21 protein-coding genes are annotated in these 22,563 nt (G+C 33.6%); 15 read left to right on the top strand and 6 right to left on the bottom strand.

Annotated elements, in window-relative coordinates; genetic code table 11:
- Positions 1–33 precede the first annotated feature (33 nt).
- Entirely contained in the window at positions 34–663 is a 630-nt protein-coding gene (gene rsmG / locus ACQ654_RS08515) for a 16S rRNA (guanine(527)-N(7))-methyltransferase RsmG (protein ID WP_430409897.1), read from the top strand.
- Between the two features lie 85 nt (positions 664–748).
- Here rsmG and ACQ654_RS08510 read toward each other — a convergent pair whose 3' ends face one another.
- Entirely contained in the window at positions 749–2,428 is a 1,680-nt protein-coding gene (locus ACQ654_RS08510) for a DUF6029 family protein (protein WP_430409896.1), read from the bottom strand.
- Positions 2,429–2,473: 45 nt separating this feature from the next.
- Positions 2,474–2,962 carry a TlpA family protein disulfide reductase gene (locus ACQ654_RS08505; protein ID WP_430409895.1) on the bottom strand — a complete coding sequence of 163 codons (489 nt, stop codon included), beginning with the start codon at positions 2,960–2,962 and terminating at the stop codon, positions 2,474–2,476.
- Positions 2,963–3,191: 229 nt separating this feature from the next.
- On the opposite strand from ACQ654_RS08505, the gene ACQ654_RS08500 reads away from it, so the two are divergent.
- Positions 3,192–4,496: an Omp28-related outer membrane protein gene (locus ACQ654_RS08500; protein WP_430409894.1), complete on the top strand. Its 1,305-nt coding sequence runs from the start codon at positions 3,192–3,194 to the stop codon at positions 4,494–4,496.
- A gap of 167 nt (positions 4,497–4,663) precedes the next feature.
- On the top strand, positions 4,664–4,816 hold the full coding sequence (locus ACQ654_RS08495; RefSeq protein WP_430409893.1) for a hypothetical protein: 153 nt from the start codon (positions 4,664–4,666) through the stop codon (positions 4,814–4,816).
- Positions 4,817–4,916: 100 nt separating this feature from the next.
- Here ACQ654_RS08495 and pruA read toward each other — a convergent pair whose 3' ends face one another.
- Positions 4,917–6,542, bottom strand: coding sequence for an L-glutamate gamma-semialdehyde dehydrogenase (gene pruA / locus ACQ654_RS08490; protein WP_430409892.1), 1,626 nt, complete (start codon positions 6,540–6,542; stop codon positions 4,917–4,919).
- Positions 6,543–6,742: 200 nt separating this feature from the next.
- Here pruA and ACQ654_RS08485 point away from each other — a divergent pair, with 200 nt between their 5' ends.
- Complete coding sequence (locus ACQ654_RS08485) at positions 6,743–7,471, top strand: NRDE family protein (protein WP_430409891.1); 729 nt, start codon at positions 6,743–6,745, stop codon at positions 7,469–7,471.
- Positions 7,464–8,477 (top strand): DUF6695 family protein, encoded by a 1,014-nt coding sequence (locus ACQ654_RS08480; RefSeq protein ID WP_430409890.1) that lies wholly within the window; start codon positions 7,464–7,466, stop codon positions 8,475–8,477. Before ACQ654_RS08485 ends, ACQ654_RS08480 begins: the two co-directional genes overlap by 8 nt.
- A gap of 18 nt (positions 8,478–8,495) precedes the next feature.
- On the opposite strand, the gene ACQ654_RS08475 is transcribed toward ACQ654_RS08480, so the two are convergent.
- A complete protein-coding gene (locus ACQ654_RS08475) occupies positions 8,496–9,092 on the bottom strand; it encodes a hypothetical protein (protein ID WP_430409889.1) in 597 nt (198 codons plus the stop codon).
- A gap of 106 nt (positions 9,093–9,198) precedes the next feature.
- Here ACQ654_RS08475 and ACQ654_RS08470 point away from each other — a divergent pair, with 106 nt between their 5' ends.
- Both ACQ654_RS08470 and ACQ654_RS08465 read left to right on the top strand, forming a co-directional pair.
- Positions 9,199–10,161, top strand: coding sequence for a hypothetical protein (locus tag ACQ654_RS08470; protein WP_430409888.1), 963 nt, complete (start codon positions 9,199–9,201; stop codon positions 10,159–10,161).
- Positions 10,162–10,232: 71 nt separating this feature from the next.
- Positions 10,233–10,865, top strand: coding sequence for an FMN-binding negative transcriptional regulator (locus tag ACQ654_RS08465; protein ID WP_430409887.1), 633 nt, complete (start codon positions 10,233–10,235; stop codon positions 10,863–10,865).
- Positions 10,866–10,879: 14 nt separating this feature from the next.
- Here the strand turns inward: ACQ654_RS08465 and apaG are convergent, their stop codons facing one another.
- The gene (gene apaG / locus ACQ654_RS08460) at positions 10,880–11,266 is read right to left on the bottom strand and encodes a Co2+/Mg2+ efflux protein ApaG (protein WP_430409886.1); all 387 of its coding nucleotides are present in this window, start codon (positions 11,264–11,266) and stop codon (positions 10,880–10,882) included.
- Between the two features lie 120 nt (positions 11,267–11,386).
- The gene (locus ACQ654_RS08455) at positions 11,387–12,646 is read right to left on the bottom strand and encodes a DUF5103 domain-containing protein (protein ID WP_430409885.1); all 1,260 of its coding nucleotides are present in this window, start codon (positions 12,644–12,646) and stop codon (positions 11,387–11,389) included.
- A gap of 188 nt (positions 12,647–12,834) precedes the next feature.
- Between ACQ654_RS08455 and ACQ654_RS08450 the strand changes: the two genes are divergently transcribed.
- The 8 genes from ACQ654_RS08450 to ACQ654_RS08415 all read left to right on the top strand — a co-directional run bounded on the left by ACQ654_RS08450 (position 12,835) and on the right by ACQ654_RS08415 (position 22,560).
- Positions 12,835–14,184 carry a Na(+)-translocating NADH-quinone reductase subunit A gene (locus ACQ654_RS08450; RefSeq protein WP_430409884.1) on the top strand — a complete coding sequence of 450 codons (1,350 nt, stop codon included), beginning with the start codon at positions 12,835–12,837 and terminating at the stop codon, positions 14,182–14,184.
- Positions 14,185–14,188: 4 nt separating this feature from the next.
- Positions 14,189–15,460 carry an NADH:ubiquinone reductase (Na(+)-transporting) subunit B gene (locus tag ACQ654_RS08445; RefSeq protein ID WP_430409882.1) on the top strand — a complete coding sequence of 424 codons (1,272 nt, stop codon included), beginning with the start codon at positions 14,189–14,191 and terminating at the stop codon, positions 15,458–15,460.
- A 2-nt stretch (positions 15,461–15,462) separates the two neighbouring features.
- Entirely contained in the window at positions 15,463–16,254 is a 792-nt protein-coding gene (locus ACQ654_RS08440) for a Na(+)-translocating NADH-quinone reductase subunit C (RefSeq protein ID WP_430409881.1), read from the top strand.
- Between the two features lie 6 nt (positions 16,255–16,260).
- The gene (locus ACQ654_RS08435) at positions 16,261–16,893 is read left to right on the top strand and encodes an NADH:ubiquinone reductase (Na(+)-transporting) subunit D (protein WP_430409880.1); all 633 of its coding nucleotides are present in this window, start codon (positions 16,261–16,263) and stop codon (positions 16,891–16,893) included.
- 74 nt (positions 16,894–16,967) lie between these two features.
- Entirely contained in the window at positions 16,968–17,693 is a 726-nt protein-coding gene (gene nqrE / locus ACQ654_RS08430; RefSeq protein ID WP_430409879.1) for an NADH:ubiquinone reductase (Na(+)-transporting) subunit E, read from the top strand.
- 1 nt (position 17,694) lies between these two features.
- The gene (gene nqrF, locus ACQ654_RS08425) at positions 17,695–19,002 is read left to right on the top strand and encodes an NADH:ubiquinone reductase (Na(+)-transporting) subunit F (RefSeq protein WP_430409878.1); all 1,308 of its coding nucleotides are present in this window, start codon (positions 17,695–17,697) and stop codon (positions 19,000–19,002) included.
- 144 nt (positions 19,003–19,146) lie between these two features.
- On the top strand, positions 19,147–21,924 hold the full coding sequence (locus tag ACQ654_RS08420; RefSeq protein WP_430409877.1) for an alpha/beta hydrolase family protein: 2,778 nt from the start codon (positions 19,147–19,149) through the stop codon (positions 21,922–21,924).
- 192 nt (positions 21,925–22,116) lie between these two features.
- Positions 22,117–22,560 carry a Na(+)-translocating NADH-quinone reductase subunit F gene (locus ACQ654_RS08415; protein ID WP_430409876.1) on the top strand — a complete coding sequence of 148 codons (444 nt, stop codon included), beginning with the start codon at positions 22,117–22,119 and terminating at the stop codon, positions 22,558–22,560.
- The last annotated feature ends 3 nt before the right edge of the window (positions 22,561–22,563 follow it).

Below are 22,563 nucleotides of genomic sequence, written 5' to 3'. Positions count from 1 at the left end.
TAATCGTAAATAAAGATTAGTTTTGTCTCAGATATGGAGATTATACAAAAATATTTTACTGATTTAACTGATGAACAAATTGAGCAATTTGGTCAATTGGAAGCTTTATATAAAGAATGGAATGCGCAAATTAATGTTATTTCACGAAAAGATATAGACGAATTATATATACGACACGTGTTGCATGGATTGGCAATTGCTAAAGTGCAACCGTTTACTGCAGGTTCACGAATTTTAGATGTTGGAACTGGTGGTGGATTTCCAGGAATTCCATTGGCAATATTATTTCCAGAAGTTCAATTTGTTTTGGTTGATGCTATTGGGAAAAAGATAAAAGTAGTACAAGCTGTTGCTGATCGTATTGGATTGACAAATGTTTCGGCACATCACATGCGCGCTGAAAAAGTAAAAGGTGAATTCGATTTTATTGTAAGTAGAGCCGTAACAAATATGCCCGATTTTGTAAAATGGGTTCGAAAAAAAGTAGCAAAAAAACAAAATCACGAACTTAAAAACGGAATCTTGTATTTAAAAGGTGGCGATTTAACCGAAGAGCTGAAAGATTTTATAAAAGCAAAGTTGTTTCCAATTCCAGAGTATTTTGAAGAAGAATTTTTTGAAACTAAAAAAGTGGTCTATTTGCCATTAAAATATAAACCGTAAATTAAAAATCCCTTACAAAATTTTGCAAGGGATTTTTCGTGTTTAGTTGTGGTTGGTTTGGTTATTGAGAATTTTTAGTTTCTTTTTAAAATGCGGTGGTAATATTTACGGTCAATCCTGTACTTTGTGGAACAAAACGACAAACTCCTCCAACACATACAAGTCCACCACGTTGTCTTCCGTAATTTAAGGCAAGTCTTGTAGCACCTCGTGCATAACTACCTCCAACATTGTAATAATGTATTTGTTCATCTTCTACGTCGTTTCCGTAGTTGTAAATATCAGTTGCATAAAATGACAATCTTGGTGTTACGTTGAACTCTAAAGTTCCACCTGCCCAGTTTTTATCATCATCTGGTGTCCATAAATGTTGTAATTCAAATCGAATAGATCTTTTTGAGTTGATTCTATATGTTGATTCAACAACAGCAATATTTGAGTTTACAACACCACGCTCGTCAATAATAAAACGTTGGTTGTAATATTGGTTTACATAGTAAAATATACTTTGCCATTTACGATTCCACTTTTTACGTACTTCTAAACTAAATTCAGAAAAGTACTTTTGACCGAATCCAAAGTATTCTATTTCAGCTTCTCTATCTGTAAAATTAAAATCTCCTCTTAATCCTGCCCAATATGAAGCATTTACAGCAATTTTAGTTCCGTATTTACCACCTAATGCACTTCCTTTTTTGAAGTTGTAAAACATATCTATTTGTCCTCCAATTTCACCAAACTTCAGTAAAGAAGGATCTGGAACAGAAATCGCAGGTTGCGCTTGGTATACGTAAATGTTTGTTAATGCATAATCGTGTTGCTTTGTTAAACCAGGTAAATAGTTCATGATATTTTCATTGAAAACATTTCCAGCGGCTTCTCTTTCAGAAAAGAAATTCATGTTTTCCAATCGTCTAAAAGTAGCATCAATTCCTAATCCTTTTTGAGAATATCCAACATTTACTAAAAGCGCATTTCCAGGTTCTACAAAATTTTCAATATATCGTTGCGAGTTTACAATGATATCTTTTCCTTTGGTAATGTATTCAATTCCAGAATAGAAAGAGTTTCCAGAATAATCTACTCTTGCAGAAAATGCATTTGTCAATTCGTCAAAACCAGTATTTTGAAATTCTTCTGGAATGTCTTGTTTTCTTCCAACATAACTTAATCCAGCGGAAAGTGTAGCAGTTTCTAAGCTAAACGCATTTGTTAAGTCAATTTCTGAGTTAAATCCAAAAATATCTCCATCAGAAACTTTAAAACCATCACGTTGTTGTGCGTACATGGCTGTAAATTCTAATGCATTTGACGGTTCATATTTTATTCTTCCACCTCTAAAAGCATTATTAATACCTAAAGGTCTATTTTCCCATCCTCTTAATATAAGTCCACTTCCAAATTGCTCATAAAAATAACCTGCGGTTACTTCAAGTTTTCTGGTTTTGTACATTGCATAATAGGTTGCAATGCCTGTGTCGTCTAGTTTTGGAGAATAATTTAATAATGGCATTGGAGCATACGATTCAACCTGTATGCCTGCAAACCAATTTCCGTAATTGTAATCTAATTTAAGATAATTGTTAGATCTAAAGTGTTCATCTTCGGCAAACTTTCCAAGTGATGTATCGTCATTATACCATTGTATATTTGATTCAAATCCTCCCGTAACTGTTCCCCAATCTCTCTTTTTTTCTTCATCCTGTTCTTGTGCAATTCCAACAGAAAAAGCTAGTGCAAAAGAAAAGTATAGTAATTTTTTCATGTATTCGTGTTAGTTAGTTTAGTTTTGGTTGGTTAAGTGAAAAAATTATTTTGCATTTTTCTTAACAACATCATACAATTGATCTTCGGCACCAGGCTGATATCCTGTATGGCGCCAAACAATTTTTCCATCTTTAATCACGATTACATGAGGAATGACAGAAATATTTAAAGAGCGTTGTAAATCTTGGTTTTCATCTAGAAGAATTTTGTATTCCCATCCTTTACCATTAATTAAAGGTTTGATTCTTTTTTTAGTTCTTGAATCATCTGTAGCGATTGCAATTAATTCAACATCAGTTTCATCTTTCCAATCTTCGTACACATCATTAATAGCATCTAACTCATTAATACACGGTACACACCAAGTAGCCCAAAAGCTAATAATTTTCACACCTTTTTCGCTTGTGATTTCGTCCATGGAAATGGAAGATCCGTTCAATTCTTCAACAGTAATATTCGGAATTTTTTTCTGTGCATTTGCTTGCATTGTGCAGAATAGGAATACTGCAACAATACTCATAATTGACTTCATAATATTTAGTTTAATAGTGAGAATGCTGTAAATATATAAAAGCTGTCGTTAAAAAAGCAAGAAAAATAAAATAATTCGTTTTTAGCATTTTCTACACATTATCTATATGTATACTAGGCTATTTATTTGATCTACTGTTTATTAGATTTTTCTTTTTTTTAACAAAAATTTAATATAAATTAGACCCCAATTACACCAAACCAAACTTTATAAACAAAAAAAAAGTCTTATGAAAACAAAAAACATTTTAAAGTGTTTAGTTGCCATTGCAGCTTTGTTCGTTTACTCTTGTAGTAGCGATTCAGACGGTGATGGAGGAACTACACCAACTCCAGGAGGATCCGCAATTACTTCAATTACTGTTACTGCAAGTAGTAACTCAGTAGAAGTAGGGAACGCGGTTACCTTTACAGTAAAAGGAAATGACGGAACTGATGTAACTTCTAGTTCTACAGTATTAGTAAATAATGTAGCTATCACTGGAAGTTCTTACACAGCTAATACGGCAGGAACGTATATAATTAAAGCTACATATGAGCAATTGACAAGTGTGCAATTTTTTCTTGAAGTAACAGCTGGTCCTATTACAGAGTTACGAGTTGAAAGTACTTCTACGAGTTTAAAAGTAGGAGATACTGCTGATTTCGAAGTTATCGGAACAGATGCGTTAGGAAATGAGTACACAATTACAAATGACACAAACCTTTCTGTAAATGGAACGGCAATTGATGGAAGTCGTTTTATGGCTACTTCAACAGGAGATCTTACAATTGTAGCAACGAAAGAAGCTATAACATCAGATGCGTTTATGCTTCCTGTAGTTGACGAAACTGCGCCAGGAACATTTGCTAGAAATGTATTGATTGAAGATTACACAGGTACGTGGTGTGGATATTGTCCTAGAGTAGGATACGCTATTGAACTTGTTGAAGATGCATCTGATAGAGTATTTTTTAATGCTGTACATAGTGGTGATCCAATGCAGAATAGTTACGGAGTTACTTTAGATAACTTATATGTTACTTCAGGATATCCAACTGCTATCATAAATAGAGATGTTGAATGGACATTCCCAGAGCCAAATAATGTTGCACAAGCTACAAATTTAGCATCAGGAACAACAACTTCTGGTTTATCTATCAACTCTTTATTAAAAGGAAATGAAGTAGATATATACGTAAGCACTGCATTTGCTACAAGTACACCAGGTGCTAAATTAGTCGTGATGATTCTTGAAGATGGAATCATCGCTTCTCAAGCTAACTACACAAGTTATTATGGAGGAGCTGATCCAATTCCACAATATGAGCACAATCATACGTTAAGACATTCTCTTACAAATGTATTAGGTGATGCTATAGCAAATACAGCAGCTGGTTCTAAGAATGAGCAAATATTTAGTATTCCTGTTCCAACTACAGTGAACAACAGACAAGAAATGTCAATCTTAGCTTTAATCGTAGGTTCGGATAACAAAGTTATCAATGTTATTGGTGGACACGTAGGAGTAGATAGAGATTTCCAAGCAAACTAATAATTACAATTGGCTAGAATTTTTTAAAATTCTTATATATAGAAAGCGACTCACTAGAGTCGCTTTTTTTTTGTTCATATATTTGGCTTTAAGTTTCTTACGGTAAAACCGTAGCGTAAAATGATTTTGAGTGTGTATTTTTAAAGTATTAACTAAAATTATATATCATGAAAAAAAGAAATTTAAAAAAAATTAGCTTAAACAAAAAAGTAGTTTCAACTTTTAAAGTTGAAGAATTAAAAGGAGGAGCGCTTAGTGATTTATGGCATCAAGATGAAGATGGGTATTACGTATGTTGTACTTTTTTTGGACCATGTTAAATCCGTAAACTGATTTTAACCATAAATAACATTACTATAAAGAATAGAAAAGCCAGTATAAAATTTATACTGGCTTTTGAGTTTATATAATTTTTTAGAATTATCCTAAGAATGGATATCTATAATCTACTGGAGTAACAAATGTTTCTTTTATTAATCGTGGAGAAACCCAACGTAATAAATTTTGAGCAGAACCGGCTTTGTCATTTGTTCCTGAAGCTCTGGCACCTCCAAATGGTTGCTGTCCTACAACAGCTCCAGTTGGTTTGTCATTTACATAGAAGTTTCCAGCACAGTTTTCCAATGCTTTTGTAGCTTCTTCAATAGCATAACGACAACGAGAGAAAATAGCTCCTGTTAACGCATATTCAGAAGTTTCGTCAACTAACTTTAATGTTTCAGCCCAATCAGCATCGTCATATACATAAACTGTCATAACTGGTCCGAATAATTCCGTTTCCATAGTTGTATATTTTGGGTCTTTTGCTACTATAACTGTAGGTTCTACAAAATATCCTTTCGATTTATCATAACCTCCACCAATAATAACTTCTGCGTCCGTAGCTTCTTTAGCTTCATCAATATATTTAGCTAATTTATCAAATGAACCTTCATGAATTACTGCTGTAATATAGTTTCCTAAATCGCCAGGTGAACCCATTTTAAAAGTAGCAACATCTTCTTTCACATAATTTAATACTTCATCAGCCATTGATTTTGGTAAATAGGCTCTAGAAGCGGCACTACATTTTTGTCCTTGAAACTCAAAAGCGCCACGTGTAATTCCTGTAGCAACTTGCTTAGGATTTGCACTTGGATGCGCAACGATGAAATCTTTTCCACCAGTTTCTCCAACAATTTTTGGGTATGTTTTATAATTGTGAATGTTATTTCCAATCTTTTTCCAAAGTTCTTTAAATACATATGTTGAACCTGTAAAGTGAACTCCAGCAAAATCTGGACTGTCTAAAACTGTATCTGTAATCATCACAGGATCACCATACACAACATTAATTACACCATCAGGTACACCAGCTTCTTTAAAAATATCTACAATTACTTTTGCAGAAAAAATTTGATGATCACTTGGTTTCCAAACAACGGTATTACCCATCATAGCGGCACTTGCAGGCAAATTTGCAGCAATTGCTGTAAAATTAAAAGGTGTAATTGCATATACAAAACCTTCTAACGGTCTGTACTCAACACGATTCCAAATACCTGCTGCTGAATCTGGTTGCTCTTCATAAATTTGAGACATAAACTCTACGTTAAAACGTAAAAAGTCAATCAACTCACAAGCGGCGTCAATCTCAGCTTGATGCACAGTTTTAGATTGTGCAATCATAGTTGCGGCATTAATTTTTGCCCTATACGGTCCAGCGATTAATTCAGCAGCCTTTAAAAAGATAGCCGCGCGTTGTTCCCACGCTAATTGTGCCCACTTCTCTCTAGCCTCTAAAGCAGTTTCAATAGCTTGTGTTACATGCTTTTTTTCTGCTAAATGATACGTTCCTACAACGTGTTGATGGTCGTGTGGAGGTGTCATTGTTCTGGTATTCCCAGTTTTTATCTCTTCACTACCAATGTACATTGGTACATCTACGTTTCCATTAAAATATGCTTCGTATTGTGCCGTAACCGCAGCTCTTTCAGGATTCCCAGGTGCGTATGACTTCACTGGTTCATTGATAGCTGTTGGAACTTGAAAAAATCCTTTTCCCATAGGTGATTTATTTAATTGTGTATTGATTAAAAATTTGCGTTGCAAAGATACAAAAAAATGTACCGTAAAAAGCAGTTCATTTTTTGATAAAATTACTTTCTATTGGTCGTATTTTACGAAAAAACATACATTTGTATAATTAAGCAATAACTCCAGAAAATTTTTGTAAGTTGCTTGCTCAAAGTTAGACCAAGTCTTCTATGTGTACAGTTAGTTTTATTTATAAAGAAAATCAAGAATTTGTATTGACATCAAGCCGTGATGAATCGCCAATGCGAGTTGCAAAATCGCCTGACACATATGAAATAACAGGAACAAAAATGATCTATCCAAAAGATGTCTTTGCAGGCGGAACTTGGATTGGAATGAGTGAAAAACAACGCGTAGTTTGTTTGTTAAATGGCGGTTTTAAAATTTACAAACGTTTGCCAAAATACCGTCACAGTAGAGGAATTGTTGTAAAAGATTTTTTGGCAACTGATACTATTCAGGAAACTATTGAATCGTACAATCTTAATTTGATAGAACCGTTTACAATTGTAATTGTCGATTGGAATGAAGAAATTCAATTGTTTGAATTGGTTTGGGATGGAACTCAGAAACACGTTCAGAAGCTTCCATTAACAACGCCGCATATTTGGTCATCTTCAACATTATATACTGAAGAAATGAAACAATTACGACGCGATTGGTTTGCAGATTTCCAACAAAAAAATACGCTTGATGCAACATCTATATTAGATTTTCATCAAAATGCAGGAATCGGTAATGCAACTATTGACATAATGTTGGATAGAGGTGTTGTAAAAACGATGAGCATTACACAAATAGAGAAAAATCAAGAAGAAGTTACAATGAAATATAAAGATTTTAATGCGGCTTCTGAAAATATAATTTCATTAAATTCAGCAGTAGTTGTGAATGAGTAATACAGGTACAATACTAACACTAGCATACCCTGATACTATTGTGATGACCGCAGACGAATGGTATTCTCCGTATCTGCGATTTATTGGTGTTGGAAAGAAAAAATATGTGCGCGCAGGTCATGCCGCTTTGGTATTAATTGATAACAAGACAGGCGTTTTGTCGTATCATGATTTTGGTAGATATATTACCAAAGAACCACATGGACGAATTCGAGGGAAAAAGCGAGACAGAGAACTCGATTTTCCTTTGAAAGCGAATATTGTTCGTGGAAAAATTACCAATCTTGATGAAATTCTACAATTTTTAGCCACACATCCAAAACTCACACATGGTGATGGAAAGTTGTTAGCTTCTGTTTGTGATGCTGTAAATTACGAAAAAGCATTAGAGCATATTGCCATAATGCAACGTCGCGGTTCTATGTATTATGCGGCTTTCAAAAAAGATTCTTGCAATTGTGCTCGCTTTGTTACAGCAACTTTAATAGCTTCTTTAACAGATAATCGCGTTCGGAAAGCGTTGAAAAAATCAACATGGTTTACTCCAAGTACAGTTGGAAATGTTGTATTGGCAAGTACACAAACAGATATATATGAAGTTACAGAAAAAGGCATTGGAATATTTACATCAACTTCCCGAAAAGAAACATTGCGTTGTTTTCTTGATCAATTAAAAGGATATTCACCTAATTTTACAGGAACTTTAGAGCCTAAACATGTTCAAGGAATTGCAAAGAATGCGCAATGGCTACCTGGAATTGCTTGCGGATCTTGGTTTGAAATTCATCCGCTTCTAGCTACCTCATTTAGTTACCGAATTCGCAGAATTGCGCCGTATGGAAATATTGATGTTGATGGTGTTTTTAAAGTGAACAATCCTACTTTTGACATTCAAGAGCCGTATCAATTCATACACAATTCAAACTGCTTATACTGTAACATTCTACAAAATGGTACTATTTATTATTTTAGTTTTCATGAAGATTATGCGTTGTTGATTGAGTAATATCTGTTATAAACTCTTTTATGATGGAGTAATTATTCGTTTAAAATAAAATGTAGTATTCGATCTTCGTCCATCCCCAAATAAAATAAGGAATCCACCAGCAATAAACTCAACATTATTTAGAATAAGATCCCTATTTTTTCGGATGCCAATTCTAGACCTTTCTACAGATATATTTCCAAAAATCATAGGAACTCCTTTAGTACTCGTTTCTCTATTTTTAAGGTGAATCATACCGTTTTTACGAAGTTTCATGCTTAAGGTGGTTTGATTTACGATAGCATTTTCTGATCGATATGTAAATTGAATTTCTGTATCTGACAATAGTTTTATATCAACAGTATAATTTGTATCTGTACCTCTTCTGGGTATGATTGTATTTGTAAAAGAATTGACAGTTGCTACATCAATATGATTCTCATATTGTGCAACCTTTCTCTTTTTAGAGGTGCTTAAATAATGAGCGTCATAACAAGAAAGCGCATAACTTCCTTCAATATTTTGAATATTTTCTCGGTCTAGTTTTGTGATTTGTTCTTTAATGATTTTGGTGGAGAATGAAGCACAATTGCTCAAACATATTGCGGTAATGATAAGTAGTATTAATTTTTTCATATCAAATCAGTTTTAATGTGTTAAATCAAAAGTATTGCAATAATTACAAGATAAATCGTAGGAATAGCAATTCGGAATATTTATTTTTGTGAAAATCACAAATAAGATGCAAGAGTTTTTTCTGTCAAAAATTAAAAGCCAATTACCCAAAAATGCTTCTTTGATCGATATTGTTGCTGAGGTGTTAGATATAAGTTATGATGCTGCGCACAGACGAACAAGTTTGAAAAGTAAATTATCGTTAGAAGAAGCTATCAAACTGTCACGTTATTTCAATATGTCTATTGATCAATTGTACGAAATTGGATTGCAAAATGTTGTTGTAGTTGAAAAAACACAAGTGATTACTTCGCAAGAAGATTTGGAAGCCTACTTTAAAGCTTCTCATGAAAACTTGAAGCAAATCTTGGCAATGGAAGATTCTGAGATCATTTACTCTGCAAAAGATTTGCCAATTTTTTATACCGCATCAGACAATTTATTATCACGTTTTAAAATGTATGTTTGGCTACAGTTATTGAGTGAAGAAAACAACGTTATTGCCTTTGAAAACTTTGCGCCTTCAGTTTCTTTAGTAAGTGCCGCTTCACGCTTGGGCGAATTGTACGCAAATTTAAAAGTCACCGAAATTTGGGATATTACAACCATTAACAGCACGCTAAAGCAAATTCATTTCTATTACAAATCAACATTGCTTACTAGTGATTTGGCTATCAAATTATGTGATGATTTGAAAGAATTGGTGGAAACGATTGAAAATAAAGTGGCAAACGATGCAAACTATCAGCTATTTTATAATGAATTATTGTTGATGAATAATACGGTGTTGGTAAAAACGTCAATGATGAAAATGTTGTTTGTGCCATATACAATTCTATCGTATTACAAAACAAGCGATACGCAAACTTTATTGCAAGTTGATAAACATTTGCAACGACAAATGCGGAATTCTAAATTATTATCAAGTGCAGGAAAAAAAGAACAACGCATCTTTTTTAGTAAAATGTATAAAAAAATTGATGCTTTAATATATCTAATTCAAGCTGAAAATGTATTAGATTTTGAATAGTTTTACGAAGGTATTAATCCTGTAGAAAAATTTTAAAACTAAAACTAAAACGCTTACAACACATACAAAAAATGTACAATCTCCCGTATTACAAAGAACATGATGAGCAAATAATTAGAGAATTTATTGGGCAATATCCTTTTGCTTTCTTAACAGGATGCGATATAGAAAATAAACCTATTGCGACACAAGTACCAGTTTTTATTGAAGAGAAAAATGGTAAAGAAGTGTTGAGAGGACATATTATGAAAAACACCGATCATCACAAAGCTTTTTTGCACAATGAAAATGTACTAGCCGTTTTTACGGGCAAACACACCTATGTTAGTGGTAGTTGGTATAGCAATCCGAATATTGCTTCTACTTGGAATTATATGAGTGTGCATGTAAAAGGAATTGTGAAATTTTTAGGAGATAACGAGTTGGAAGATGTGCTTAGAATGACATCGTTGTATTTTGAAGATCAAAATGAAGAGTCGCCGACTGTTTTTGATAATTTACCTTTAGCATTCAAACAAAGAGCCATGGGCGCAATTGTAGCGTTTGAAATTGAAATAAAAGAAATAGATACTATTTTTAAATTAAGTCAAGATAGAGATGCTGAAAGCTATCAAAATATCATAAACAAACTTAAAGAGCAAGATGAAGATGGACGTGTCATTGCGGCTGAAATGGAGAAAAGAGCAAAAAAACTATTTCCGTAACGTAAGACTAAAGATTAATTCAACGCAAAAGGCGCGCTCAACTTAAAAGTAGGTATAAAAACTCTGAATTTCTTAGTCGTTGTGAAATTGACCATATTATAATGACCGCGCATGGCACCAATTGGTGACGAAAGCAAGCAACCCGATTGATACGTATGTGATTCGCCTGGTTTTAATACAGGTTTTTTGCCGATAACGCCTTCGCCGTCAACAATTTCAATGCTATTTAAAGCATCAAAAATTTGCCAATGTCTTGAAGTTAATTGGACAGAATCTTTACTTTGATTTTCAATCGTAATTTCGTAACCAAATGCGAAATGCATTTTGTAGTTTTTGTAAAAAGTGCCTTCAAAGCTAGTTTTTACTGAAATTTTAATACCTCTGGTTACTTGTTGAATCATTTCGATATAAGGTAACTGCAAATTGTGGTTATAAATGCAATACTCTCAAAAATACGAATTTTATAATTATTCTCTTAAAGCCAACTGAAATTTTAACGTATTTGTAAGATAATTTGTGTTTTAATTCTTAATTACACTCGAATTTGTAGTGCCAATTCCAATAATACTATCATATACTTCACCAAACTTTCTAAAATACACAATGATTAAATAATCGTTTTCTGTTTGAAAATACGAACCACTAATTTTTGCATGCTGCAATTCGTTCTTACTAGTAAGCACTACATACTTATAGTTGTAAAATCCTTGTTTTAGCAAAATTTCAGCTTCGTACAAATCTGTTTCAGCATTATAAAACAACTGATTATCTTCTGTTAAAGCATAATTATTAAAACGTCCGTACACATATACTTTACTTCCATCCAATTTCATATAATTATTGAGTGAAAAATGTATTTTGGCATAATCTGCTTCAATAGAAGGATCGTTACCCTGAATTGTATTTATTAAAAAATTACCATTCACATCCGGATTAAAGGTATATGGTTCGTTTGCGCGTGTGGCATTGGTATGTAGAAAATTGTGATACACATCTCGTAATTCAATTCGAGCTATGCTAATATTTCCGCCTCTAATTTCTTTATTATCAAAATTAAAAAACTCATTTCCACCTCTAAAACTCGTTTCTGTATTGTAACGATACATTAGCTTTGAACCCAATGTGTATTGAGGTTTAATATTCATAATAGCTCTATTCCATTGGTAATTTTGTAAAATAGCAACCTTTACTTCACGTTCAGGATTTCTTAAAAATAAATTTGGCGAATTGATCTCAAACTGAATCAATTGATCTTTATCAATAGTAGAAAGATCACGTGTTCTATGTACTGCCGCACTTACGTTTACAGCATTTTGATACACTATAAACTTTCTCGAAAACATCAATTCGTCATCATCATTATAAATAGAAAGCATGTAATTTCCAGTAAGTAAGAGTGTTGTGAAATTATTTGGAATCGTTAATCTGTAATTAGAATAGAGTTGTAATGTGTTGAATGAATTTTCATAATTAATAATACGCTGATTGTCAAAACCTCGCATGTATTGTGCTTTCGATAGGTTTGAAGGTGTCCAATCGTAATTGCAATGCACAATTTTATAATAATAATCTACTTCATCACCATTCACATCATCAAATGTAATACGTAATGGATCTCCTAATTTCAATACAGGAAACTGATCGCCATCATTTGATCCCGATAAAATAATACTTTTAATAAAACTGGGTGGAGCAACTTCTTTCAAAGGTTCAACTTGTGCATTTGCAGAAAATGAAAAGCTCAACAGAAAAATAAAAATGTAAAAATTACGAAGCATCATTGAATTTGATTTTTACAAAGATACGCAAAATGCATGCCTAAACAGGATTCCGTAGATAATGGCTGTAAAAGGAGTAGTGAAAACTCTAATTTAGAATTAGTATAAATAATTTTATAGTTAAGTACTTGTTTTTAGATGAGTGTATAAATGCTTAAATTTGCATGTTTTTTAGAAAAAAATCCATAACTATGTCAAAAGACATTCGCATAAAAAAAGGCTTAGATATTAAGCTTGTTGGCGAAGCAGAAACGACTACGATTGCAGCGAAAGCGAGTAGTGTTTATGTGATAAAGCCAGAAGATTTTCACGGAATAATTCCTAAGTTGTTAGTGAAGGTTGGTCATAAAATTAAAGCCGGTGAGGCACTATTTCATTCTAAATCAGACGAAGCATTATTATTTCCTTCTCCCGTTAGTGGAGAAATTGCAGAAATCGTTAGAGGAGCAAAGCGAAAAATTTTAGAAATTAAAATTTCAGCAACTGCAACTCAAGAACAACACGATTTTGGCAAGAAAGATGCTGGGAAAATGTCTGGTGACGAAGTAAAAGCCCATTTGTTAGCTACAGGTTGTTGGCCATTTATCAAACAACGTCCATATGATGTTATTGCTGACCCGAGCAAATCACCCAAAGCAATTTTTGTTTCAGGATACAACAGTGCTCCTTTAGCGGCAGACTACGATTATGTATTGGCTGGAAAAGAAATGGAATTGCAAGCGGCATTAACAGCATTGACAAAACTAACAGAAGGAAATGTACATGTAGCAACAAAAAAAGGCGGAAACTCTCCGTTAGCAAATGTTACAGGAACACAATCACATACGGTTTCAGGACCGCATCCTTCAGGAAACGTTGGAACACATATCAACAAAATTAATCCTGTTAACAAAGGAGAAGTTGTTTGGACAGTAGCTGCGCAAGATTTAGTAATCATTGGTGAACTTTTACTTACGGGTAAATTTAACGCTACACGAACAATTGCAATTACAGGTTCTCAAATTACAAATCCAACATACGTTACAGCAATTGCTGGCGCTTCTATCAAAAATTTAGTTGCTGGGAACATCAATATGGAAAACACGCGAATTATTAGCGGAAACGTATTGAGTGGTAAGCAACAAGGAGAAGAAGGGTTTTTAGGATATTATGACAATCAAGTAACGGCAATTCCAGAAGGAGACGATTACGAATTCTTTGGTTGGAACAAGCCAATCTTCAATAAAGTAAGTGTGTCAAGAGCGCTTACATTCTCTTGGTTAAAGCCAAATAAAAAATACGATCTAAATACAAATACAAACGGTGAACATCGTGCATTTGTTACTACAGGAACGTACGAAGAAGTATTTCCATTAGATATTTATCCGATGCAAATACTAAAAGCGTGTATGTATGCAGATTTAGATGAAATGGAAGCTTTAGGAATGTACGAAGTTGCTCCAGAAGATTTTGCATTGACAGAATTTGTATGTGTGTCAAAACAACCACATCAGAAAATTATTAGAGAAGGTTTAGACTTAATGCTTAAAGAAATAGGATAACACTATGAGCTTAAAAAGTAAATTACATAATTTAAAAGAAAAGTATAAAGGAACCAAAATGGCGCCTGCGTTCAATGCATTGCATACGTTTTTATACTTACCTAACGAAACTACGCACAACGGAACGCACATTAAAGCGGCAGACGATTTGAAGCGTACGATGAACACTGTAATCATGGCTTTAGTTCCATGTTTAATTTACGGAATGTTCAATGCAGGTTACCAACATTATCTTGCTTTAGGTCAAATTGAAGCAGCTAGCGGATTTTTAGGAGGTTCATTTTGGACACTAGATAACTTGTTAATTGGCGCATGGAAAGTGTTGCCATTGGTAGTTATATCTTATGGAGTCGGATTGGCTGTGGAGTTCTTATTTGCTGTGATTAAAAATCATGAAGTAGAAGAAGGATACTTAGTAACAGGAATGTTAGTTCCATTAATAGTTCCAGTTGATATTCCGTTATGGATGTTAGCAGTAGCTGTAATTTTTGGAGTTGTAATTGGAAAAGAAGTATTTGGAGGAACAGGAATGAACATCTTAAATCCTGCCTTAACCATTAGAGCTTTCTTATTCTTTGCATATCCAACGTGGATGTCTGGAGATAAAGTTTGGGTTCATGGAGCTGTTGAACGTGCTGGAACGCCAGATGCAATTTCAGGAGAAACAGTTTTAGGATATTACGCAAAAGCAGGACAAGAATTAACGATTGCTGGCACTAACGGCGGATCGGAAATTGTAACTACATATGGTGACAGAGCCGCAGAATTATATTCATATTCAGACATGTTTTGGGGATTAATACCAGGTTCTGTTGGTGAAACTTCAAAATTCTTAATCATCATTGGAGCATTATTCTTAATCTTTACGAAAGTAGGAAGTTGGAGAATTATGCTAAGTACGTTAGTAGGTGCTTTAACAATGGGATTAATTTTTAACGGAGTTGTAGATGCAGGATGGATTCCAGAAACGAGCAAATTTTTCGGATTAATGAGCGTTCCTTTCTGGCAACATTTAATCATAGGAAGTATTTTATTTGGAGCCGTGTATATGGCAACTGATCCCGTAACTGCGGCACAAACAAACAAAGGAAAGTGGATTTACGGTTTCTTAATTGGTTTCATATCAATAATGATTCGTGTATTCAACCCAGCATATCCAGAAGGTGTTTTCTTAGCGATCTTATTAATGAACGTATTTGCACCAACAATTGATCACTATGTAGTTCAAGGAAATGTGAAGAAAAGAATGAAACGTCTAAAAGTAAAAACAGCTTAACGATGGAAAAGAGAACAGATAAAAATTCATATACCATAATATTCGCTATTGGAATGGTATTGGTCGTAGGTGCGTTACTAGCGTATTTAGCATCTGCATTAAAACCAATGATTACTGAAAATCAGCGTTTGGAAAAGCAACAAAACATTTTGTATGCTATGGGAATCAATAATAACGAAGAAGGTAGTGCTACTTTTGTGTCTACAGATGAAGCTCCTAAGAAGTTTGCACAGTACATCACTGAGCAGGTTGTATTAGAAGTAAAAAACGGAAAAATTGTTAGTGAACTTTCTAGAGAAGAATACAAAGAAAAAAATGCTGGACAAGAGCCGTATTTAATTGATGTAAAAAAACAGCAAGCGAGAGCCAAAGCTGGTAAAAATAGAAAGCTTCCATTATTTGTGGGAGAAAAGGATGGAGAGAAATTCTACATTGCACCAATTAGAGGAAAAGGACTTTGGGATGCCATTTGGGGATATGTAGCTATGGACGAAAACATGGTCGTTCAAGGTGTATATTTCGATCACAAAGGAGAAACACCAGGGCTTGGAGCAAACATCAAGCAACGTTATTTTATGGACGATTTTTACGGAGAACATCTACTTACTGAATCTGGAGCGTTTAAAGGAATCACAATTTCTAAAACAAATGCAGATCCTACAAATGCGGATAAGGAAGATTATGAAATTGATGCCATTGCTGGAGCAACCATCACAGGTGATGGAGTTACAGCTATGATTAAAAAAGATTTGAAGTTGTACTTACCATATTTTCAAAACCTAAAAAACAAATAATAAGTTATGGGAAAAGATAGTAAATTAATTTTAGACCCATTAGCAGACAATAACCCAATTACAATTCAGGTATTAGGGATTTGTTCAGCATTGGCAATTACTGCAGAACTTGAAGCTTCTATTGTAATGTCTATATCCGTATTATTTGTATTGGCAGTAGGAAACGTTGTCATCTCTTTAATGAGAAACATCATTCCTTCAAAAATTAGAATCATTGTACAGTTAATTGTTGTTGCAACACTTGTAATTATAGTAGATTTAGTACTGAAAGCGTTTGCTTATGAACTAAGTAAAACACTTTCTGTATTTGTTGGATTAATTATTACGAACTGTATCATTATGGGACGTTTTGAAGCATTTGCCCTAGGAAACGGACCATGGCGATCATTCTTAGACGGAATTGGAAACTCATTAGGATATGCAGTTATCTTAATTATAGTAGGATTTTTTAGAGAATTATTAGGTTCTGGAACGTTACTAGGAATTAAAATTCTTGGAGATCCTGTAGCAAAAACGGGATTATACGCTTACGGATACGAAAATAACGGTTTCATGCTACTATCGCCAATGGCATTAATAGTAGTTGGAATCATTATCTGGGTTCAACGTACAAAGAACAAAGCTTTAATAGAAGACTAAAAATAGTAGTGAGCTATTAGATATGAGAATTGAATTTCTCAACGCTAATTCCTCAACACTCAAGACTAAAATATATGGAACATATAGAATTATTTTTCAAATCAATATTTATAGATAACATGGTATTTGCAACATTCTTAGGAATGTGTTCGTACTTAGCCGTATCTAAAAAAGTGTCTACAGCCGTTGGACTTGGAGCCGCAGTTATTTTTGTACTTGCGATCACAGTTCCTTTAAACTGGCTATTAGATCAATACATTTTACAACCAGGAGCATTATCTTGGTTAGGAGAAGAATATGCGAGTTACGATCTTAGTTTCCTATCGTTTATCATGTTCATTGCAACCATTGCAACCATGGTACAATTAGTAGAAATTATTGTAGAGAAGTTTTCTCCATCATTATACAACTCACTTGGTATCTTCTTACCATTAATTGCTGTAAACTGTGCTATCTTAGGAGGATCACTATTCATGCAATCAAGAGAAATTGCAACGTTAGGATTAGCTACTACATACGGAATTGGTTCAGGAATCGGATGGTTCTTAGCAATTTTAGCAATTGCAGCTATTCGTGAAAAAATTAGATACTCTAACGTGCCACCAGCATTAAGAGGTTTAGGAATTACATTTATCATTACTGGTTTAATGGCAATTGGATTTATGAGCTTTGGAGGAATGTTAACAGGTGGTGACGAAGAAGGCGAAGCTTTAGAAAATAAAGATGGAGCTCAAATTGAAACTGTAAAAGATAACAGTACTACAAATGAAATCGCTAACAATACAAAAGTAATTGAGTAATATGATATTAGCAGCAAGTACATTAGGAACAGTAGTAGCAACCGTAGCGGCCTTTTTACTAATCACTTTAGTATTGGTTTCTCTATTGCTATTCGTAAAGCAAAAATTATCACCATCAGGACCTGTAAAAATTACAATTAATGGTGAACGTGAAATAGAAGTAGCTTCAGGAAGTACACTTTTAACTACTTTAGGAGGAGAAAAAATATTTTTACCATCAGCTTGTGGTGGTGGTGGAACATGTATTCAGTGCGAATGCCACGTATTAGAAGGTGGAGGAGAAGCATTGCCAACAGAAGTTCCGCACTTTACACGAAAAGAATTAAAACACGGAGCACGTTTAGCTTGTCAAGTAAAAGTGAAGCAAGACATGAACATTACAATTCCAGAAGAAGTATTCGGAATTAAAAAGTGGGAAGCAACCGTTGTTCGGAACTATAACGTAGCATCATTTATTAAGGAATTCGTAGTTGAAATTCCTGAAGATATGGGGTACAAAGCAGGTGGATACATTCAAATTGAAATTCCAGAATGTGAAATAAAATACAGTGATATGGATATCACTGCGCACCCTGAAGAGCATGAAACTCCAGACAAATTTCAGAAAGAATGGGATAAATTTGGATTATGGCCTTTAGTAATGAAAAACAACGAAACTGTTGAACGTGCATATTCAATGGCTTCTTTCCCAGCGGAAGGACGTGAAATTATGCTAAACGTTCGTATTGCAACGCCACCATGGGACAGAGCCAAAAACGCTTGGATGGATGTAAATCCAGGAGTTGCATCATCATACATATTTGCACAAAAACCAGGAGATAAAGTAACAATTTCAGGGCCTTACGGTGAATTCTTCATCAACGAGTCTGAATCAGAAATGTTATATGTTGGTGGTGGAGCAGGAATGGCACCAATGCGTTCACACTTATACCACCTTTTCAAAACCTTAAAAACGGGACGAAAAGTTACGTATTGGTACGGAGGACGTTCTAAACGTGAGTTATTCTACTTAGATCATTTCTATGATTTAGAGAAAGAATTTCCAAACTTTAAGTTCTACTTAGCATTATCTGAACCATTAGAAGAAGATAACTGGAAAGTGAAAAAAGATATCAATGATGAAGGTGATGGTTTTGTAGGATTCGTTCACAATTGTGTAATTGATAACTACTTAAATCACCACGAATCACCAGAAGATATTGAATTGTATTTCTGTGGGCCACCATTAATGAACCAAGCTGTTCAGAAAATGGGAGAAGATTTCGGAATTCCTGATGAACACATCAGATTTGATGACTTCGGAGGATAGAAATTACCATTCAAAACATATAAAAAAGATCGTTTGCACTGTAAACGATCTTTTTTTTGTCAGAAATATTGTTAAGATTGAAGAAAAAAGCGGTAAAAAAAAATAATCTAATTATATTTAAGTACTAAATATCTTACCAAGACAATGACATACAAAATACTTACGCTACTTTGCTTTTTTACAGTCGGAATTACGTTTGCACAAAAAAGATCAATTACACATGATGATTATGATTTATGGAAACGTGTAACAAACACACAAGTTTCAAACAACGGAAAACTAATTGTGTCCACCATAAGAACGGGAACAAATAGAGGAGATGGCTATCTTCAAATTTACAACACAGAAACCCAAAAAAAAGCAACATATTTCAACGGTGTATCTAGTGATATATCAAAAGATGAAAACTTTGTGATCTTTCAAAAACCAGCAAATTATCTCACAAAAAGAGCTGAAAAAAAGAAAAAAGTAAAAGATAAAAACAAGCAAAAAGACATTCTATACATTTATGATGTTTCAAACAATGAATTATATGATTCTATTTTCAGGGTAAAAAAATATAGTTTGCCTAAAAAGAATAGCGATTATATTGTCATTGAAAAATTCAAAAACAAAAAAGATTCCATCAAAGGTGATAGTTTACCAGCGTGGAAAAATAATTATGCACTTGTATATCATCTAAAAACAAAACAACAAGACACTATTTTTGATGTAAAGGATTTTATCATACCAGAAGAAGGAACAACATTTTACTACACTACAAAAGATAAAAAGAACGACAAAAAAGCACATGGAATATATGCATATCAAACAGCGTCTAAATCTAAAAAAGTAATAGATACTTCTTTGTATGATTACAAAAAACTTAGTGTAGATAAAAAAGGAGATCAACTAGCATATCTTGCCGAAAGAGACTCTACAAAAACTGATTCTGTCCCCTTAAAATTATTCCTTTATAGCGAAAACAAACGCTTACCATTAATAATAAACGAAGAAGCGCGCTTAGGAAACAAACAAACATTAAGTGCTGAATCTGGTCCTTTTTTCTCACAAGATGGAAATCGATTATACTTTTTCTCAAAACTAAAAAGCGAACACAAAAAAGATACAACACTCACTGATGATGAAATTCCACAAGTAGATGTTTGGAATTGGCAAGACAAAGTTATACAACCAAGACAGAAAGCAAATGAGAAATTTTTGAAAGAAGATACGCGACTACGTTATTTTGATATTAAAAAAGAACGTTTTGTACAATTGCAGGATGATACGTTGGATGGTATTAATTTAGGCGGAAAATATGCTACTAAATATGTATTAGGTTTTGATAGAAAGCCTTATGTATTAGAAACTTGGAACATTCCATGGAAAACGGATTATTACAGCGTCAATGTTGCATCAGGAAAAAAGCAATTACTCGTAAAAGGAGCAAGCTCATCACTTTATATTACGTTGCACGGCGATTATGTTGTATACTTTGATTTGGAAGCTAAAAACTGGTTCTCTGTACATTTAGAAACACTTCAAAAATATAATTTAACAAAAAATATCAATGTTGCTTTTGAAAATGAAGACAATGATGTTCCTGCGTTAGCAAGAGCTTATGGTACTGGCGATTTTGACAAAAATGGAAACCTACTAGTATACGATAAGTATGATATTTGGAGTGTTTCACTTGATGGTAAAAAGAAGCCAGAAAACATAACACGTGATGGGAGAAAGAAAAAAATAAGATTTCGAATAAAAAAATTAGACACTGAAAATCGTTTGTCAGCAACTTATCTTGGAGAGAAATTACTACTAAGCGGTTTCAGTGAAAAAACAAAAACTGACGGAATATATTTATTAGATGATGATGGCAAACGTATAGAAAAAGTTAAATCGGGTTCGTATTTAATTAATGGATTACAAAAAGCTGCATCAGCAAATGTTTTAGTTTTCAGAAAAGAAAATTTTACAACTTACGAAGATGTGCATCTAACTACAGATAATTTTGATACGCACACGCAACTAACAAATGCCAATCCACATCAAAAAGATTTTAAATGGGGAACTTCCGAACTCGTTTCTTGGAAGGCATATGATGGAACAAAATTAGAAGGAATACTATTTAAACCAGAAAATTTTGATCCTTCCAAAAAATACCCAATGATTGTACGTTTCTATGAAAAAAGTGCTGACGATCTTAACTACTACAGAAGCCCACAGCCAACCTATTCTATCGTAAATATATCGTATGCGCTAAGTAACGATTATCTTATATTTATTCCAGACATTGTGTACAACGAAGGACAACCTGGAAAAGATGCGTATAACTGTGTTATTTCAGGTGTAGAAGCCATGGAAAAGAAAGGATTTGTAGATAGCAATCACATGGCAATACAAGGACACAGTTGGGGCGGATATCAAGTAGCATATCTCATCACAAAAACAAACAAATTTAAAGCGGCAATGGCAGGCGCACCAGTAAGTAATATGACGTCTGCGTATGGAGGAATTCGTTGGTCTTCAGGACTCAGTAGGATGTTTCAATATGAAAAAACACAAAGTCGTATTGGAAAAAATCTATGGGAAGGATTTGATCAATATGTAGAAAGTTCACCATTATTTGGTTTGCCCAATGTACAAACGCCCTTACTTATTATGCATAACGACAATGATGGTGCTGTTCCATATTATCAAGGAATAGAACTCTTCATGGGAATGCGAAGATTGCAAAAACCAGCGTGGTTACTTGTGTATGATAATGAAAGTCATGGATTGCGTAAAATGAAAAACAGACAAGACCTTTCTATTAGATTAATGCAGTTTTTTGATCATTATTTAAAAGATGCACCTGCACCAATGTGGATGACAAAAGGAATTCCAAGAACAGAAAAAGGAATCAACTTTGGGTACGATTTAGAAAAACAAAAACCATAACTATTTTCAAAATAGATACTACACTTTTAAAAATAGCAACTGTTTATACTGTATCACTATCCTAAACATGATTAGATTCTATAAAATTCGGAAAGTAATAGTATTGCAAGTACCTTTGCATAAAATAATATTTAGTAGTGTGCGTCATTGATATTGAATTTGTTCGACGAAAAGTGCATTTAATCGATATTTGTGAAAGAAATAACACAAAAAAGTGATACACGGCTATTAACCAATACTTTCGCTAGTGTTGGTTTGGAATTCATATATGCTATGGAAAAACTAACAAAACAAGAATTGCATAATCTTGCAATGAACATCGTAGGAAAAGAATTGGAAGAAAAAGGATATGAATTTCTAGCGGTAAATAGCAAACTAAACAAGCATCCACAATTTGTTTGTATTGATAAAAACAATAAAAAGAAGTTTGTACTCGTAAAAGCTGTCACCTATCCGGAAGATCCAAAAGAATACGATGCTATATGGATGGAAACATTTAAGCAACATGTAGAAAAGTTTGAAGCACAATTATTTTTTGCAGGTGTTGGACTTGGAAATGCAGACAATCCATTAGAAGAAATAGTAAAAAATCAGCCATACATATTAGATTATGATGGTTTAATACAAATAACGTAATCA

The sequence above is a fragment of the Kordia sp. genome, from assembly GCF_965283645.1.
Lineage (GTDB): Bacteria > Bacteroidota > Bacteroidia > Flavobacteriales > Flavobacteriaceae > Kordia.
The sequence above is the reverse complement of the archived record's forward strand: the minus strand, read 5'-3'. Positions and strand labels throughout refer to the sequence as shown.

Excerpts from the sequence above, each read along its gene's own strand:
- ACQ654_RS08420 (WP_430409877.1), top strand. The coding sequence starts at position 19,147 with ATGACATACAAAATACTTACGCTACTTTGCTTTTTTACAGTCGGAATT.
- ACQ654_RS08465 (WP_430409887.1), top strand. The coding sequence starts at position 10,233 with ATGTACAATCTCCCGTATTACAAAGAACATGATGAGCAAATAATTAGA.
- apaG (WP_430409886.1), bottom strand. The coding sequence starts at position 11,266 with ATGATTCAACAAGTAACCAGAGGTATTAAAATTTCAGTAAAAACTAGC.
- ACQ654_RS08475 (WP_430409889.1), bottom strand. The coding sequence starts at position 9,092 with ATGAAAAAATTAATACTACTTATCATTACCGCAATATGTTTGAGCAAT.
- ACQ654_RS08450 (WP_430409884.1), top strand. The coding sequence starts at position 12,835 with ATGTCAAAAGACATTCGCATAAAAAAAGGCTTAGATATTAAGCTTGTT.
- ACQ654_RS08485 (WP_430409891.1), top strand. The coding sequence starts at position 6,743 with ATGTGTACAGTTAGTTTTATTTATAAAGAAAATCAAGAATTTGTATTG.
- ACQ654_RS08510 (WP_430409896.1), bottom strand. The coding sequence starts at position 2,428 with ATGAAAAAATTACTATACTTTTCTTTTGCACTAGCTTTTTCTGTTGGA.
- ACQ654_RS08500 (WP_430409894.1), top strand. The coding sequence starts at position 3,192 with ATGAAAACAAAAAACATTTTAAAGTGTTTAGTTGCCATTGCAGCTTTG.
- rsmG (WP_430409897.1), top strand. The coding sequence starts at position 34 with ATGGAGATTATACAAAAATATTTTACTGATTTAACTGATGAACAAATT.
- ACQ654_RS08455 (WP_430409885.1), bottom strand. The coding sequence starts at position 12,646 with ATGATGCTTCGTAATTTTTACATTTTTATTTTTCTGTTGAGCTTTTCA.
- pruA (WP_430409892.1), bottom strand. The coding sequence starts at position 6,542 with ATGGGAAAAGGATTTTTTCAAGTTCCAACAGCTATCAATGAACCAGTG.
- ACQ654_RS08470 (WP_430409888.1), top strand. The coding sequence starts at position 9,199 with ATGCAAGAGTTTTTTCTGTCAAAAATTAAAAGCCAATTACCCAAAAAT.
- ACQ654_RS08505 (WP_430409895.1), bottom strand. The coding sequence starts at position 2,962 with ATGAAGTCAATTATGAGTATTGTTGCAGTATTCCTATTCTGCACAATG.
- nqrF (WP_430409878.1), top strand. The coding sequence starts at position 17,695 with ATGATATTAGCAGCAAGTACATTAGGAACAGTAGTAGCAACCGTAGCG.
- nqrE (WP_430409879.1), top strand. The coding sequence starts at position 16,968 with ATGGAACATATAGAATTATTTTTCAAATCAATATTTATAGATAACATG.
- ACQ654_RS08445 (WP_430409882.1), top strand. The coding sequence starts at position 14,189 with ATGAGCTTAAAAAGTAAATTACATAATTTAAAAGAAAAGTATAAAGGA.
- ACQ654_RS08495 (WP_430409893.1), top strand. The coding sequence starts at position 4,664 with ATGAAAAAAAGAAATTTAAAAAAAATTAGCTTAAACAAAAAAGTAGTT.
- ACQ654_RS08440 (WP_430409881.1), top strand. The coding sequence starts at position 15,463 with ATGGAAAAGAGAACAGATAAAAATTCATATACCATAATATTCGCTATT.
- ACQ654_RS08480 (WP_430409890.1), top strand. The coding sequence starts at position 7,464 with ATGAGTAATACAGGTACAATACTAACACTAGCATACCCTGATACTATT.
- ACQ654_RS08435 (WP_430409880.1), top strand. The coding sequence starts at position 16,261 with ATGGGAAAAGATAGTAAATTAATTTTAGACCCATTAGCAGACAATAAC.